The sequence below is a fragment of the Mesorhizobium sp. CO1-1-11 genome (assembly GCF_020164995.1).
Classification (GTDB): domain Bacteria; phylum Pseudomonadota; class Alphaproteobacteria; order Rhizobiales; family Rhizobiaceae; genus Mesorhizobium; species Mesorhizobium australicum.
On record NZ_JAIUHE010000010.1, the window covers coordinates 75,743 to 92,238 of the forward strand.

12 protein-coding genes are annotated in these 16,496 nt (G+C 64.5%); 2 read left to right on the forward strand and 10 right to left on the reverse strand.

Features of this window, described 5'->3' with window-relative positions; genetic code table 11:
• Positions 1 to 63: 63 nt before the first annotated feature.
• The 4 genes from lpdA to LB554_RS13535 form a co-directional block, all read right to left on the reverse strand.
• Positions 64 to 1,461 (reverse strand): dihydrolipoyl dehydrogenase, encoded by a 1,398-nt coding sequence (gene lpdA, locus LB554_RS13520; RefSeq protein ID WP_224585020.1) that lies wholly within the window; start codon positions 1,459 to 1,461, stop codon positions 64 to 66.
• Between the two features lie 273 nt (positions 1,462 to 1,734).
• Complete coding sequence (locus LB554_RS13525) at positions 1,735 to 3,063, reverse strand: dihydrolipoamide acetyltransferase family protein (RefSeq protein ID WP_224585021.1); 1,329 nt, start codon at positions 3,061 to 3,063, stop codon at positions 1,735 to 1,737.
• 17 nt (positions 3,064 to 3,080) lie between these two features.
• Positions 3,081 to 4,094, reverse strand: a complete 1,014-nt coding sequence (locus LB554_RS13530; RefSeq protein ID WP_224585022.1) for an alpha-ketoacid dehydrogenase subunit beta — start codon at positions 4,092 to 4,094, stop codon at positions 3,081 to 3,083.
• Between the two features lie 3 nt (positions 4,095 to 4,097).
• Positions 4,098 to 5,330 (reverse strand): 3-methyl-2-oxobutanoate dehydrogenase (2-methylpropanoyl-transferring) subunit alpha, encoded by a 1,233-nt coding sequence (locus LB554_RS13535; RefSeq protein WP_015314818.1) that lies wholly within the window; start codon positions 5,328 to 5,330, stop codon positions 4,098 to 4,100.
• Positions 5,331 to 5,904: 574 nt separating this feature from the next.
• Here LB554_RS13535 and holA point away from each other — a divergent pair.
• Complete coding sequence (gene holA / locus LB554_RS13540; protein WP_140876124.1) at positions 5,905 to 6,948, forward strand: DNA polymerase III subunit delta; 1,044 nt, start codon at positions 5,905 to 5,907, stop codon at positions 6,946 to 6,948.
• Between the two features lie 284 nt (positions 6,949 to 7,232).
• Here the strand turns inward: holA and LB554_RS13545 are convergent, their stop codons facing one another.
• The 5 genes from LB554_RS13545 to mnmE all read right to left on the reverse strand — a co-directional run bounded on the left by LB554_RS13545 (position 7,233) and on the right by mnmE (position 13,076).
• A complete protein-coding gene (locus tag LB554_RS13545; protein ID WP_140618171.1) occupies positions 7,233 to 8,117 on the reverse strand; it encodes a ParB/RepB/Spo0J family partition protein in 885 nt (294 codons plus the stop codon).
• 67 nt (positions 8,118 to 8,184) lie between these two features.
• Entirely contained in the window at positions 8,185 to 8,985 is an 801-nt protein-coding gene (locus LB554_RS13550) for a ParA family protein (protein ID WP_031251964.1), read from the reverse strand.
• Positions 8,986 to 9,040: 55 nt separating this feature from the next.
• Entirely contained in the window at positions 9,041 to 9,673 is a 633-nt protein-coding gene (gene rsmG, locus LB554_RS13555; protein ID WP_224585023.1) for a 16S rRNA (guanine(527)-N(7))-methyltransferase RsmG, read from the reverse strand.
• Entirely contained in the window at positions 9,670 to 11,553 is a 1,884-nt protein-coding gene (gene mnmG, locus LB554_RS13560) for a tRNA uridine-5-carboxymethylaminomethyl(34) synthesis enzyme MnmG (protein ID WP_224585024.1), read from the reverse strand. Before mnmG ends, rsmG begins: the two co-directional genes overlap by 4 nt.
• Before the next feature lie 194 nt (positions 11,554 to 11,747).
• On the reverse strand, positions 11,748 to 13,076 hold the full coding sequence (gene mnmE, locus LB554_RS13565) for a tRNA uridine-5-carboxymethylaminomethyl(34) synthesis GTPase MnmE (protein ID WP_224585025.1): 1,329 nt from the start codon (positions 13,074 to 13,076) through the stop codon (positions 11,748 to 11,750).
• 72 nt (positions 13,077 to 13,148) lie between these two features.
• On the opposite strand from mnmE, the gene LB554_RS13570 reads away from it, so the two are divergent.
• Positions 13,149 to 15,167 carry a thioredoxin domain-containing protein gene (locus LB554_RS13570; RefSeq protein WP_224585172.1) on the forward strand — a complete coding sequence of 673 codons (2,019 nt, stop codon included), beginning with the start codon at positions 13,149 to 13,151 and terminating at the stop codon, positions 15,165 to 15,167.
• A gap of 58 nt (positions 15,168 to 15,225) precedes the next feature.
• Here LB554_RS13570 and rho read toward each other — a convergent pair whose 3' ends face one another.
• A complete protein-coding gene (gene rho / locus LB554_RS13575) occupies positions 15,226 to 16,491 on the reverse strand; it encodes a transcription termination factor Rho (protein WP_015314810.1) in 1,266 nt (421 codons plus the stop codon).
• Between the last annotated feature and the right edge of the window lie 5 nt (positions 16,492 to 16,496).

Sequence of the window (16,496 nt, forward strand, 5' to 3'; positions counted from 1 at the left end):
AAGGAGCCTGGGGCAATCGAGCAACTCCTCCCCCTTTACGCCTGACGCGGGAGAGGGGGAGCTCTAAATATGCAGCGCGTGGCCCAGCGCCTTGAGCGCGGCTTCCGGAAACCCTTCGCCTTGCGTCGGATGGGCATGGATCGTCCCTGCGATGTCCTCCAGCCTGGCGCCCATTTCCAGCGCCAGCCCAAACACCGCCGACAGTTCCGACACACCCTGACCGACGGCCTGGATGCCGAGCACCAGGTGATTGTCGGCGCGCGCCACGACGCGGACGAACCCGTCTTCGCCGAGCTTGGTCATGGCGCGGCCATTGGCGGCGAAGGGGAACAGGCCGATCTTGATCTCGCCGCCCTGCGCCTTGGCCTCTTCGGGCGACAGACCCGCCGTCACCAGCTCGGGATCGGTGAAGCAGACGGCCGGGATCGAGCGCTTGTCCCAGCCGCGCTTGTGGCCGGCGACGATCTCCGCGACCATTTCGCCTTGCGCCATCGCCCGGTGCGCCAGCATCGGCTCCCCGGTGACGTCACCGATGGCGAAGACGCCGCGCATCGAGGTCCGGCACTGGTCGTCGATCCGTATGAACTTTCCGGCCCTGTCGAGATCGATCTGGTCGAGTCCCCAGCCTTCCGTCACCGGCTTGCGGCCGACCGTCACCAGCACCTTGTCCGCGGCGACCTTGGTGCTCTTGCCATCCGATGTCTCGACCAGCAGGGCATCGCCGTTTGTCGACAGCCCTTTGGCCTTGGCGCCCAGCATCACCTCGACCCCGAGCGCGGAGAGCCGCTTGACGACAGGCCGGGTCAGCTCGGCGTCATACTGCGCCAGCACGCGCGGCAAGGCTTCGACCACGGTGACCCCCGCACCCATCTTGGCGAAGGCCATGCCGAGTTCGAGCCCGATATAGCCGCCACCGACGACAGCGATTTTCCTGGGAACCTCACTCAGGGCCAGCGCGTCGGTGGACGAGATCACAGGCCCGCCGAAGGGAAGAAAAGACAACTCGACCGGCGTCGAGCCGGTGGCGATGACGATCGTCTCGGCCCGGATCACCTGGCTTCCGGTCTCGGTCTCGACCTCGACGGTCTTGCCATCGCGAAACCTCGCCCAGCCATGCACGGTCTTCACCCCGGCCTTCTTCAGCAGGCCGGCGACACCGCTATTGAGCCGGCTGACGATCCCGTCCTTCCAGACGATGGTTCTGGCCAGGTCGAGCACCGGTGCGGTGACCGAAATGCCGAGTGGGCTGTTGCCGCCGGCCATGTTCGAAACCTTCTCGAACTCCTCCGCCGCATGGATCAGCGCCTTGGACGGGATGCAGCCGACATTGAGGCAGGTGCCGCCGGGCTTCGCAGCCTCGACGATGACCGTATCGACGCCGAGCTGTCCCGCACGAATGGCGCAGACATAACCGCCCGGACCGGCGCCGACGACGAGCAGCTTGCAGGAGATTTCCTTCATGTTGGCAGCTTCCTTGTCGTGAGAGCCGTCAACGTCCTCCCATCCAACCCAGCGCTGCCCCTCATCCCCCTGCCGGCACCTTCTCCCCGTATAGTGACGGGGAGAAGGGATTGGCCGCGATGTTGGCGCCCTCGTCTGCAACGCTGCCGATTGGCGAAACCATGGATAACGGCGTCTTTCTCCCCGTCACTATACGGGGAGAAATGCCCGGCAGGGCAATGAGGGGCGGCGCGGCGCCCGCCAATGGAAACTCGAGAACGCATCACATCTCCCTCAATCCACGAAAATCAGCGCCGGCGTCTCCAGCAGCGCCTTGATCCGCTGGATGAACACCGCCGCGTCCCAGCCATCGATGACGCGGTGGTCGAAGCTCGACGACAGGTTCATCATCTTGCGCGGGATGAACTGGGTGCCGTCCCAAACCGGCCGCACCATCATCCTGTTGACGCCGATGATCGCCACTTCCGGGTGGTTGATCACAGGCGTCGTCGCGATCCCACCCATGGCGCCGAGCGAGGTGATGGTGATGGTCGAGCCGGACAGCTCGTCACGTGTCGCCGTTCCCGACTTCGCGGCCTCCGCCAGCCTGGCCACCTCGGTGGCACAGTCCCAGACATCGCGCGCCTCGGCATGCTTGACGACAGGCACCACCAGGCCCGACGGTGTCTGCGCGGCAATGCCGATATGGATGCCGCCATGCTGGTGGATGATGCCGGCCTCGTCGTCGAACAGGGAATTGAGCTGGGGCTGGTCCGCGATCGCCTTGACCATCGCCCGCATCAGGAACGGCAGCAAGGTCAGCTTCGGCCTCTCCGCGCCGCCCTTGGCAACACGCTTTTCCTTGTTGAGCGCGGCGCGCAATTCCTCGAGCGCCGTGACGTCGATCTCCTCGACATAGGTGATGTGCGGGATGCGCGACTTCGACAGCGTCATCTTCTCGGCGATCTTGCGCCGCAGGCCGACCAGTTTGATGTCCTCGACGGTGTCGTCGCGGGCGAGGCCCGGCGCCCTGGCCGATTGCGGCCCGCGCGCCAGGAACGCCTCCAGGTCCTCGTGGCCGATGCGGCCGGCCGGGCCGGTCCCCGCCACCTGCCTGAGATCGACGCCCGCCTCTTTCGCCCGCAAGCGGACAGCGGGGGAGGCCAGCGGCTTTTCGCCTTCCGGACGCGGCGCGCCCGAAGCCGAGGAGCGTGTCACGGTTTTCGGCGCCGACGACGACGATGCGGGTTTCGCCGGTGTCTCGGCGGGTTTTGCCGGCTTGGGCGGCGAAGCGGCTTCGGGCTTCGGGCTCGGCAGCCTGACGGGCGGCTCGGCCCCGGTCGCCGGTTCAGCCTCCTTGCCGGGTTTCACATTGCCCTCGCCCGCCACTTTCAGCCGCACGATCGGTGAACCGATCGCCACCGTGTCGCCGATCTCGGCGCCCAGCCACAGGATTTCGCCATCGACGGGCGACGGGATTTCGACCGTCGCCTTGTCGGTCATCACGGCGGCGAGCACCGTGTCCTCGCGCACGATGTCGCCGATCTTGACATGCCATTCGACGAGCTCGGCCTCGGCGACACCCTCGCCGACATCGGGCAGCTTGATGATGTGTTCGCCCATCTCAGGCCTCCCCCACTCTAGGCTTCCAATGTTTCAAGCAAAGCGCGGCCGACACGCGCGGGACCGGGAAAATACTCCCACTCCTGCGCATGCGGATAGGGCGTGTCCCAGCCGGTGACGCGGGCGACCGGCGCCTCCAGGTGATAGAAGCAGTTTTCCTGCACCAGCGCCGACAGCTCGGCGCCGAAGCCCGAGGTCAGCGTCGCCTCATGCACGACGACGCAGCGCCCGGTCTTCTTGACCGAAGCCACGATCGTGTCGAGGTCGAGCGGCAGCAGGGTTCTGAGATCGATGATCTCGGCGTCGATGCCGGTCTCCTCGGCGGCCGCTTGCGCGACATAGACCATGGTGCCGTAGGCCAGCACCGTGACCGCCGCGCCCGCCCTGCGGATGGCGGCCTTGCCAAGCGGCACGGTGTAATGGCCGTCGGCGACCTCGCCGAGCTCGTGCTTCGACCATGGCGTCACCGGCCGGTCGTGATCGCCGTCGAACGGGCCGTTGTAGAGCCGCTTCGGCTCGAGGAAGATCACCGGATCGGGATCCTCGATCGCCGCGATCAAAAGCCCCTTGGCGTCGTGCGGGTTGGATGGCACCACCGTCTTCAGCCCCGACACATGGGTGAACAAGGCTTCCGGGCTCTGGCTATGCGTCTGGCCGCCGAAAATGCCGCCGCCGGTCGGCATGCGGACAACGATCGGGCAGGTGAAATCGCCGTTCGAGCGGTAGCGCAGCCTTGCGGCTTCCTGCGTCAGCTGGTCGTAGGCCGGATACATGTAGTCGGCAAACTGAATTTCCACGCAGGGCTTCAAACCATAGGCGGCCATGCCGATGGCCGAGCCGACAATGCCGGATTCGTTGATCGGCGCGTCGAAGCAGCGGCTCTTGCCGTATTTGGCCTGCAGCCCGTGCGTGACGCGAAAAACGCCGCCGAAGAAGCCGACATCCTCGCCGAACACGACGACCTTGTCGTCGCGCTCCATCGACACGTCCATGGCGTCGCGAATGGCCTCGATCATGGTCCGTCTTGGCATGGCTCAGACTCCCGCCTGCTGGCGCTGGCGCCTGAGATGCGGCGGCATCTCGGCAAACACACCTTCGAACATCTCGCGTGTCGACGGCTTGCCGCCGGCATGCAGCGTGCCGTGGCTTTCCGCTTCCTTCTGCGCCGCGATCACCGTGTCGAGGATTTCGGCCTCGGCCTGCGCATGCCGTTCGTCCGACCAGACACCGAGCTTGATGAGATGGTTCTTCAGCCGCACGACCGGGTCACCCAGCGGCCAGGCGTCGGACTCGGTCTTCGGCCGGTAGGCGGAGGGATCGTCCGAGCTCGAATGAGCGCCGGCGCGGTAGGTGACATATTCGACCAGCGTCGGCCCGAGGTTGTCCCGCGCCCTTGTCGCCGCCCATTTTGCCACCGCGTGCACGGCCAGATAGTCATTGCCGTCGACGCGCAGCGACGGGATGCCGAAGCCGAGCCCCCGGGCCGCGAATGTGCCCGAGCCGCCGCGCGCGATGCCCTGAAAAGTCGAGATTGCCCACTGGTTGTTGACGACATTGAGCACGACCGGCGCCTTGTAGGTGGAGGCGAACACCAGCGCCGAATGGAAATCGGATTCCGCCGTCGAGCCGTCGCCGATCCAGGCCGCGGCGATCCTGGAATCGTTGGAGATCGCCGACGCCATCGCCCAGCCGACCGCCTGGATATACTGCGTGGCCAGATTGCCCGAGATCGAGAAAAAGCCGTGCTCCTTCGACGAATACATGATCGGCAGCTGACGGCCCTTCAGCGGATCGGCCTCGTTGGAATAGATCTGGTTCATCATCGTGACCATCGGATAGCCGTCGGCGATCAGCAGGCCGGCCTGGCGATAGGTCGGGAAATTCATGTCGCCGGGCGCGAGCGCCTTGCGGAAGGCGCAGCTCACCGCCTCCTCGCCGAGATGCTGCATGTAGAAGGAGGTCTTGCCCTGGCGCTGCGCCATCTGCATGCGCGCATCGAAGGTCCGCAGCGTCATCATGTTGCGCAGGCCTTCCAGCAATTCCTCGCTGGAAAGCAGCCCGGCCCACGGCCCGACGGCCTCGCCATTGCGGTTCAGCACCCGGATGATCGAAAAGGCCATGTCGCGGATGGTGCGCGGATCGACGTCGATATCGGGGCGTGGCACGGAGCCGGCCTCGGCGATGGTCACATTGGAGAAATCAGGCGTCCCGCCCGGCCGCACTTCCGGCTCCGGAACGTGAAACCGCAACATCCCAGCATCGGCCATGACCTCGAGTCCTCCAATGTTGCCTGGCAGGGATATTTGCATATCCGCGCCGCCAGTGCGAATGCGTCGGGGGTATCGGTTCCGGCCGCGCCGGCCGATCCGGCCTTCCCCGCTCAAGATGAAGATATGTCCGCGAAATTTCTTGTCGATGTTGGGCGGCCGCACGCAATTTGGGGCATGGTTGTGCCGTGTTTGTCGCCAGATAAGGTGATTGGCTGGCAAGACTTGGTTCCATGCCTCCTTTTGTGCCTCCGCGAGCAGGGGAAAATTGGGGTTTCGCCAACCTTGGCGCCCTTCCTCTCCCCCGTCGATCGGGGGAGAGGTGGCGAGCGCAGCTCGACGGAGTGGGGGTCGACCTGGCTCGGGCGTTATCTCGAGCCGGGACGACGCCTCGCCCTGATTGAGGCGCTGTGATGAGTGCCAGTGCCTGCGGATTTGAGGACCGGCTTCCCCCACTCCGTCCCGGCTTCGCCGGGCCACCTCTCCCCCCTCCGGAGGGAGAGGAATGGGCCAAGGTTGGCGATCCGAACCGGAAGACGTTCACTCCATCCCAGCATCATGCTAACCACCCTCCATGGCACAGAAGAAAGCTTTCGAGGTTGACGGTTGGCTGGCGCGGCCTGATCCGCGCATCTCGATCGTCCTGCTTTATGGCCCCGATCGCGGCCTTGTCTCCGAGCGGGCGAAGGCCTTTGCCGGAAAGACCGGCCTGCCGCTCGACGACCCGTTCTCGGTGGTCAGGCTCGAGGGTTCGGAGGTCGATCGCGACGAGGGCCGCCTGCTCGACGAGGCCCGCACCGTGCCGATGTTTTCCGACCGGCGGCTGCTCTGGGTGCGCAATGCCAGCGGCCAGAAGGCTCTGGCCGACGACGTCAAGGCGCTGACGGCGGAGCCGGTGCGGGACGCCATCATTCTCATTGAGGCCGGCGATCTGAAGAAAGGCGTCGGGCTGCGCGCCGTGGTCGAGGGCGCGGACAATGCCATGGCGCTGCCTTGCTACGCCGATGAGGCCCGTGACATCGATACCGTCATCGACGACGAACTGCGCAAGGCCGGCATGGCGATGACGCTGGAGGCGCGGCAGGCGCTGCGCCGCAATCTCGGTGGCGACCGGCTGGCCTCGCGCGGCGAGATCGAAAAACTCGTCCTCTACGCCCACGGCCAGAAGGAGATCGGGCTGGAAGAGGTGAGAGCCATGTCCGGCGACGTGTCCGGCGCCTCTTACGACGACGCCGTCGACGCGCTGCTCGAAGGCAAGGTCGGCGACTTCGACACCGCTTTCACGCGCCACTGCCAGGGCGGCGGGCAGCCGTTCCAGGTGCTGTCCTCGGCGATGCGGCAGCTGCAGCAGATCCAGGTCATGCGCGGCCAGATGGAGACCGGCGGCCGCAACGCCGCTTCCGTCGTTGCCGCCGCGCGACCACCGGTCTTTTTCTCCAGGCGCAAGCTGGTGGAGAAGACCCTCGACCGCTGGAACAGCGAAGCGCTCGGCCGCGCGCTGACCCGGTTGCATCAGGCCGTGCTGCAGACGCGGCGACGCCCGGACCTGTCCGTCGCGCTGGCACGGCAGGCGCTGCTCGGCATCGCGGTTGAAAGCGCGAGGCTGGGACAGCGGTAGAGAACTGGCCAATCTCCCCCCTTGTGGGATCCGGACCCTCCGTGCCAGCTGATTTCCGCCGGCGCTGCCCCTCACCTGCCTGCCGGCATCCTCTCCCGTGAACGGGGCGAGGGAACGCTCCTGTCGCTGCTTTCGTCAATCGCAAGCGTCGCAGAAAGGCGCCGGCGTCGCACACCCAGCCTCTTCTCCCCGTCTCTATACGGGGAGAAGGTCCCGGCAGGGGGATGAGGGGCGGCGCCGACCGCCGGGAGTAACGCTGTACCGCATAATTTGCCGGCTAAGCGTTAATCCTGCTTCAGCCGCCTGCACAGCTCGTCGAGCTGTTCCAGGCTGCGATAGGCGACCCGCAGCACCCCGCCCTTGCCCTTGTGGTCGACGGTGACGATCATGCCGGTCGTGTCGGTGAGCAGCTTTTCCAGCGCCAGCGTGTCGGCGTCCTTTTCGGCGGCAGGCGCGGCTGGTTTGGTGCCGTTGGAACTGGCGCCGGCCGGCATCTGCGCCAGCGCTTCGGCCTGGCGCACGGAAAGCCCCTCCTCGACGATGCGCTTGGCGAGGCCCGCCGGATCCTCCGCCGTCACCAGCGTGCGGGCGTGGCCCGCCGACAGCGCGCCGTCGACCAGCATGTCGCGGATCACGTCGGGAAGCTTCAACAATCTCAACGTGTTGGCGACATGGCTGCGGCTCTTGCCTATGACCTGGCCAAGATCGGCCTGGGTGTAGCCATGGTCGTCGATGAGCTGCTGGTAACCCTGTGCTTCTTCGACCGGATTGAGGTCGGCGCGCTGGACGTTCTCGATGATCGCCAGTTCCAGCGCGGTGCGATCGTTGACGTCGCGGATGATGACCGGGATCTCGGTCAGCCCGGCGCGCTGCGCCGCCCGCCAGCGCCTCTCGCCGGCAATGATCTCGTAGCGGCCGGCCTGCGTCGGCGAAGGCCGCGCCACGACCGGCTGCACCACGCCGTGTTCGCGGATCGACTGGGCAAGGTCGGTCAGTTCGGCATCGCCGAAATGCCGGCGCGGATTTTTCGGATTGGCGCTGATGAACTCGATCGGCACCTTGCCGTCGGCGCTCATGCCGGGCTTTTCCGGGGCCGCCGGGCGATCGATCTCGCCGATCAGTGCTGCCAGCCCGCGACCCAGTCTTTTCCTCGAGAGATCTTCGCTCATCTTTATTCCACGTCTATTTCAGATCGTTTCGGTATAGAATCGGCTGTTAAGTGTGCATCGGTTCTAATCAAGCAGCGCGCAATTTACGCTCGCGGCGGATCACTTCGGAGGCCAATTGCAGATAGGCCTGGCTGCCCGAGCATTTCAGATCATAGAGAATGGCCGGCTTGCCATAGGACGGGGCTTCGGACACCCGGACATTGCGCGGAATGATCGTCTCATAAACCTTGTCGCCCATATGCTCGCGCACGTCCTGCACCACCTGGTTGGCGAGATTGTTGCGACCGTCATACATGGTCAGCACGATGCCCTGGATGGTGAGGTCCGGATTGATCGAGCGACGCACCTGCTCGACGGTTTCGAGCAGCTGGCTGAGACCCTCCAGCGCGAAGAACTCGCATTGCAGCGGCACGAGAACGGAATCGGCCGCCGCCATTGAATTCAAGGTCAAAAGATTGAGTGAGGGCGGGCAATCGATCAGCACATAGCCGAAGGGCGCCCCACGCTCGGTCGCGGCGCGCAGCGCATTACGCAGCTTCAGCACCCGGTCCGGTGCCGAGGCGATCTCCATCTCGATGCCGAGCAGGTCCAGCGTCGAAGGCACGATGGAAAGGCCGGGCACCGCGGTCGGAATGGCGGCGGCTTCCAGATCCAGTTCGCCCGTCAGCACATCATAGGACGAAACCGTCCGGTCCTTGCGGTCGATGCCGAGGCCGGTGCTGGCATTGCCTTGCGGGTCGAGGTCGACGATCAGCACTTTCTCGCCGATTGCCGCCAGCGCGGTGGCCAAATTGATGGCGGTGGTGGTCTTGCCGACACCGCCCTTCTGGTTGGCTACAGTGATGATTCGAGGGCCGTTCTTCATCATGGGTCTATGCCAGAAATTCATCTTTAGGTCGCCGAACACTCAGACCCGTCTCGGTTCAGGCAGGTCGCACATTGGACAATTCGAGGATGACGCCGCTGGCGTCGGTCACGCTTGGATGTTCTACCAGATCGAAGGTCCACCGGTTAACGCTTTCTTGCACTTCGGCGCGATAATCCCGGCCTTTGTGAAACAGCGCCCGCGCGCCCGAGGTCAGCCATGGCGCCGACAGGTCCAGCAGCACCGAAAGCGGTGCCAGCGCCCGTGCGGTGACGATTTCCGGCTTCAAAACAAGCACGTGGCTGTCCTCGATGCGGCGCGCCACGACCCGCGCCGGCAGGCTGAACTGCCCGACGACGGTCTGCAGGAACGAAGCTTTCTTGCGGTTACTTTCGACCAGATCGATGCTGGCGCCCGGGCGGTCGCCGAGCAAAAAGGCCATGACAAGCCCGGGAAATCCGCCACCAGAACCGATGTCGACCCAATGCATGGCATCGGGCTCTATCCCAGCAAGTTGCGCGCTGTCCAGGATGTGGCGCTGCCAGACATCGCCCGAGGTCGACTGCGCCACGAGATTGATGCTGCGGTTCCATTTCTGGAACATCGCTTCGAACGCCACCAGGCGATCGAATGTTTCACGTGAAACCGGGCCGGCGGCCTCCTGCAGGCGCTCGCGAGAGAAGGAACTCACGCCACATCCCTCTGCTCGGCTTTCCGCACCGATTCCCGATGGCGGACATGCGCGACGATGATCGCCAACGCCGCCGGCGTCATGCCTTCCATGCGCTGCGCCTCCGCGATGGAGCGCGGCCGCCGCGCCTGCATCTTCTGCTTCAGCTCATTGGACAGGCCGGGCACGCCGGCAAAATCCACGGTGTCCGGAATCAGCCGGCTCTCTTCACGCCGGATCTGCGCGACATCCGTGCTCTGGCGATCGAGATAAACCGAATATTTCGCTTCCGTTTCGAGACGCTCCGCAGTCTTGGCGTCGACGTCGCGAAATTTCGGTTCGACCCCAGCCAGCCAGGCCACATCGACACCGGGATAGGCCAGCAGTTCAAAGCCGGACCGGCGCACGCCGTCGCGATTGATCTCCAAACCGTGCCGTGCCGCCTCGTTCGGCGTCATGGTCAATGAAAGCGCCATCTCACGCGCTTCATCCAGCCGCTGCATGACATCGCCATAACGCTGCATCCGCGCAGCCGAGGCGATCCCCAGCGTCTGCGCCAGCGGCGTCAGCCGCTCATCGGCGTTGTCGGCGCGCAGCGAGAGCCGGAACTCGGCCCGCGACGTGAACATCCGATAGGGTTCACTGATGCCGCGACTGGTCAGATCGTCGACCATCACGCCGATATAGGCCTGGGTGCGGCTGAGCACGATCGGTGCTCCGCCCGCCGCCCGCCGCGCCGCATTGAGGCCGGCGAGCAGGCCCTGCCCGGCGGCCTCTTCATAGCCGGTCGTGCCGTTGATCTGCCCGGCCAGAAAAAGCCCGGCAACGCGCCTGGTCTCAAGTGTGGGATGCAGTTCGCGCGGATCGACATGATCATATTCGATGGCATAGCCAGGCTGCAGCATGGCCGCATGCTCCAAACCGGGAATAGTCTTCAATATCTCGAGCTGAACGTCTTCCGGCAGCGAGGTCGAAATGCCGTTGGGATAGACGGTGTGATCGTCGAGCCCCTCCGGCTCGAGGAAGATCTGGTGCCCGTCCCGGTCGCCGAACTTGACGATCTTGTCCTCTATCGACGGACAATAACGCGGCCCAACCCCTTCGATCGAGCCGGAATACATGGCCGAACGGCCAAGATTGGCGCGGATCAGCTCATGCGTGGCTGTGGTCGTGCGGGTGATGCCGCAATCGATCTGCGGCGTCACGATACGGTCGGTCATCAGCGAGAACGGCACGGGATTCTCGTCCGCCGCCTGGCTTTCCAAAGACGCCCAATCGATGGTTCGTCCGTCCAGTCGCGGCGGCGTGCCGGTCTTGAGCCGCCCGAGTTTGAAGCCGGCGCGGTCCATCGTCGCCGACAGGCCCATGCTGGCCTTCTCGTTCATGCGGCCCGCGACGATCTTCTTTTCACCGATGTGGATGAGTCCGCGCAGGAAGGTTCCCGTCGTCAGCACCACGGCGCCGCAGGCAAGCCGGCGGCCGTCAGCCAGGAGAACCGCCGCGATCTTTCCATCGGAGATCTCAAAATCGAGAACTTCGCCCTCGACGATCTCAAGACCGTTTTGCTGCCGAATCGCTTCCTGCATGGCAAGGCGATAGAGTTTTCTGTCGGCCTGCGTCCGCGGGCCGCGCACCGCCGGACCCTTGCGGCGGTTGAGCAGGCGGAACTGAATGCCGGCTGTGTCAGCCACACGGCCCATCAGCCCGTCCATGGCGTCGATCTCGCGCACCAGGTGCCCCTTGCCGAGCCCGCCGATGGCAGGGTTGCACGACATCACGCCGATCGTGTCGAAACGCAGCGTCACCAGCGCGGTGCTCGCGCCGGCGCGCGCGGCGGCGCTGGCCGCTTCGCAACCCGCATGGCCGCCGCCCACCACAACCACATCATAGTGATCGGTCATTCCATATAGGTCCCGGACTCGAAGAAGATGAGCGACACATGTCCCCGCGAGGCGGGACTGTCAAGAAAACTTCCGCGCAGGCGTTTCACGTGAAACAGCAAAACCCCGCTCCTAGCGGCGTTTCACGTGAATTACCGTTTGATTGTTTCACGTGAGTCAGCACGAGCTTCGGCGGCCATTATGTTTCACGTGAGTCATTTTCCAATGCAGAACTGGGAAAAGATCACGTCGAGCAAGTCTTCGACGTCCACCGCACCCACAATTCGCCCCAGGCGATCCGCTGCCAGGCGCAGCTCTTCGGCGCGCAATTCCTGAGGCATGCGTTCATCGGCGGCGCGGTGCAGATGCCGGTTCGCCGCGTCGAGCAACTCGACATGGCGTAGCCGTGACGGCAGCACATCGCCGCTAACGCCGGCCGCCTCGGCAGCGCGGCGACCGATCTCCGCCAGCAATCCATCCACACCCGTCCCGTCGACCACCGATATACCAAACTCGTAGCGCCCAGCTGCATCCTGGGTCGCTCCCTTATCGAGCAGGTCGAGCTTGGTGCCGACGCGCAATGCCGGCGTCGACATCGGCAGCGGACCGGCGTCCTTGGGGTCCGCGGCGTCCTCGAGCAGCAGCAGCAGATCGGCGCGATCCGCCTTGGCTCTTGCCTTCTCGATGCCGATCGCCTCGATTTTGCCAGGCGCTTCCCGCAACCCGGCCGTGTCGGTCAGTCGGACACGCAAGCCCCGGAGATCCAGCACCACCTCCAGCAAATCTCGGGTGGTGCCGGGTTCATCCGTTACAATAGCGGCATCGCGTCGCGCCAAGGCATTGAACAGGCTGGACTTGCCGGCATTGGGCGCGCCGAGAATGACGACTTCGAAGCCATCGCGGATGATCTCGGCGGCATGGAAACCGGCGATGTGGCGGTCGATCTCCGAGGCCATCGACCTCACGTCGGACCAAACCGTATCCGAAACGGAACCCGGTACATCGTCTTCATCGGCGAAGTCGATCTCGGCCTCGATCATGGCCCGCGCATGGATCAGGCGCCGACGCCAGCCGAGGTAGAGCGTGCTCTGCGCACCCCCGGCGTTCTGGATGGCAAAACGCCGCTGCGCCTCGGTTTCAGCATTGACGAGGTCCGCCAGCGCCTCCGTCTCGACCAGATCGACCTTGCCGTTGAAGAAGGCGCGGCGCGTGAATTCTCCCGGCTCCGCATGCCTGACGCCGTCGAAACCAGCGATCGTTTCCAGCATCCTGGCCACCACGGCGCGCCCGCCATGAACATGGAACTCGGCGACATCCTCACCGGTGAAGCTCGCCGGACCGGGAAAGAACAGAACCAAACCGTTATCGAGCACGGTTCCATCCGGAGCCCTGAATCTGCGCAGGACCGCACTCCGCGCCTTAACCATGCCTCCGGCGATCGTTTCGATTACGAATCGAGTCTGCGGGCCGGATATTCGCAGCACCGCGACACCGGCCGGAAGCCGGCCGCTCGACAGCGCCACGATCGAATCGCCTGAAATCATTTGCCCGCTCTACCGAACCGCCCTAGCTTTCGCCTCATCACCGCCCCGGATCGCTCCTGAAAGTTGGCCATTGTGACGTTGCCCGCGCAAAACCTGCTTGCCGAAGAGGCCAGCCCCTATCTGCAGCAGCACAGCGGCAATCCCGTGCATTGGCGCGGATGGTCGCCGGCGTCGCTCGAGGAGGCAAAAGCCCTGGACAGGCCAATCCTGCTCTCCATCGGCTATGCCGCCTGCCATTGGTGCCATGTCATGGCCCATGAGAGCTTCGAGAATGACGATGTCGCCGCCGTCATGAACCGTCTGTTCGTCAATATCAAGGTCGACCGCGAGGAGCGCCCCGACATCGACCAGATCTATATGGCGGCCCTGTCCTCGATGGGCGAGCAAGGCGGCTGGCCACTGACCATGTTCCTCACGCCCGAGGGCAAGCCGTTCTGGGGCGGCACCTATTTCCCGCGCGAGCCGCGCTATGGCCGTCCGGGGTTCATCCAGTTGATGGAAGCGGTCGACAAGGCTTGGCGCGAGAAGCGGGCAAGCGTGCACCAGAGCGCCGACGGCCTGACCTCGCATGTCGAGGCGCGGCTCTCGGCCACGCATTCCAAGGCACTTCTCGATCGCGATACGCTGTCCGACCTTGCCGGCCGCGTCACTGGCATGATCGACCGCGACCGCGGCGGGCTCGCCGGCGCGCCGAAATTCCCGAACGCGCCGTTCATGCAGACGCTGTGGTTGTCCTGGCTGCGCGACGGCAATGCCGCGCATCGCGACGACGTCCTCGTCAGCCTCGAACATATGCTGAGCGGCGGCATCTACGATCACATCGGCGGCGGGCTCAGCCGCTACTCGACGGACGCCGAATGGCTGGTGCCCCATTTCGAGAAGATGCTCTACGACAATGCGCAGCTCATCCGCTTCTGCAGCTGGGCCCTCGCGGCGACCGGCAATGATTTGTTCCGGGTCCGAATCGAGGACACGGTCGACTGGCTGCTGCGCGAAATGCGTGTCGAAGGCGGCGCCTTCGCCGCCAGCCTCGATGCCGATAGCGATGGCGAGGAAGGCCTGTTCTACACCTGGAGCAGGGGGGAGATCGAATCTGTTCTTGGAGACGATTCAACGTTGTTTTTCAAGTACTTCAGCCTTTCCAGCCCGCCCGGATGGGAAGGTAAGCCGGTGCTCCATCAGACCCTCTCCCAGCAGGCGTTTGGTGTTGCCGACCGGGAGCGGCTTGTCCCGCTCAAGACAAGGCTTCTCACTGTCCGGGAACAACGCGTCAGGCCGGGCCTGGACGCAAAGACCCTTACCGACTGGAACGGCCTGATGATCGCCGCCCTTGCCGAGGCGGGTCGTTCGCTGGCGCGGCCGGATTGGATCGAGGCCGCGGCCAAGGCCTTTGCCCATATCGGCAAAGCCGGCCGCGACGGTCGCTTGCCGCATTCCATGCTTGGCGTCCGGAAACTGTTTCCCGCACTGTCGAGCGACTATGCCGCCATGACCAACGCGGCGATCTCGCTGTTCGAGGCCACTGAGGACTGGAGCTATGTCGAGCAGGCCAGCCAGTTCCTTGGACAGCTCGACCGTTGGCACGCCGACGCGGAAGGCACGGGTTACTATCTGACCGCCTCGGACAGCACCGACGTGCCGATCCGCATCCGGGGCGATGTCGACGAGGCCATCCCCTCGGCCACCAGCCAGATTATCGAGGCGCAGGTCCGGCTGGCTTCTATTACCGGCAACCTCGACTTGCAGGAGAAGGCGTGGAAAACGGCCGAGCATGCTGCCGGCCGAGCGGCGCACCAGGCCTATGGCCAGGCGGGTATCGTCAATGCCTGCGCGCTTGCCCTCGAGCCGCTGAAACTGGTCATCGTGGACGGGCTGGAGGATCCAAAGCTCATTCCGGTGGCGAATCGAAACCCAGATCCGCGTCGCGTCGATATCGTGGTGCCAATCGGTACGGCGGCGAATCGACCCTTGCTCCCCGGCGGAATCCTGCCTCCGACCAACCGGCCCGGCGCCTGGTTGTGCACCGGCCAGGTCTGCCTGCCGGTGGTTACGGATGCTGACGAATTGGAAGGATTGTTGCGGCGAAAGTGATTCGTCATCCTCGGGCTTGATCCGAGGATGACGAAGATAAGGCTCTGCCGCGCCTCGATTACGTGTTCATCGAATCGAAGAAATCGCCGTTGGTCTTGGTCTGCTTCAGCTTGTCGATCAGGAACTCGATCGCGTCGGTGGTTCCCATCGGCGCCAGGATGCGGCGCAGCACGAAGATCTTCTGCAGGTCCTGGCGCGACACCAGCAGGTCTTCCTTGCGGGTGCCGGATTTGAGGATGTCGATGGCCGGATAGATGCGCTTGTCCGCCACCTTGCGGTCGAGCTGGATTTCGCAGTTGCCGGTGCCCTTGAACTCTTCGAAGATGACTTCGTCCATGCGGCTGCCGGTGTCGATCAGCGCGGTGGCGATGATGGTGAGGGAGCCGCCTTCCTCGATGTTGCGCGCGGCGCCGAAGAAACGCTTCGGGCGCTGCAGCGCATTGGCGTCGACACCACCGGTCAGCACCTTGCCGGAGGACGGCACGACGGTGTTGTAGGCGCGGCCCAGGCGAGTGATCGAATCCAGAAGGATCACCACATCGCGGCCGTGCTCGACCAGCCGCTTGGCCTTCTCGATGACCATTTCGGCGACCTGGACGTGGCGCACCGCCGGCTCGTCGAAGGTCGAAGAGATGACTTCGCCTTTGACCGAACGCTGCATATCGGTGACTTCCTCGGGCCGCTCGTCGATCAGCAGCACGATCAGGTAGCATTCCGGATGATTGGCGGTGATCGAGTGCGCGATGTTCTGCAACAGCACCGTCTTGCCGGTGCGCGGCTGTGCGTTGATCAGCGCGCGCTGGCCCTTGCCGATCGGCGCCACCAGGTCGATGACGCGAGGCGAGATGTCCTTGCCGGGCGGATTGTCGACCTCCATCTTCAGCCGCGAGGTCGGGTAGAGCGGCGTCAGATTGTCGAAGTGGATCTTGTGGCGGATCTTCTCGGGATCGTCGAAATTGATCGTGTTGACCTTGAGCAGCGCGAAATAGCGCTCGCCCTCCTTCGGGCTGCGGATCGGCCCTTCGACCGTATCGCCGGTCTTCAGCGAAAAGCGCCGGATCTGCGACGGCGAGATGTAGATGTCGTCGGGACCTGGCAGATAATTGGCATTGGCGGAGCGCAGGAAGCCGAAACCGTCCTGCAGCACCTCGACCACGCCGTCACCGATGATCTCGATGTCCTGGGCGGCGAGCTTCTTCAGGATCGCGAACATCAGTTCCTGCTTGCGCATGACGCTGGCGTTCTCGACCTCGAGCGATTCGGCATAAGCGATCAGCTCTGGCGGCTTCTTGTTCTTGAACTCGGTGAGTTTCATTTCTTGCATTAGAC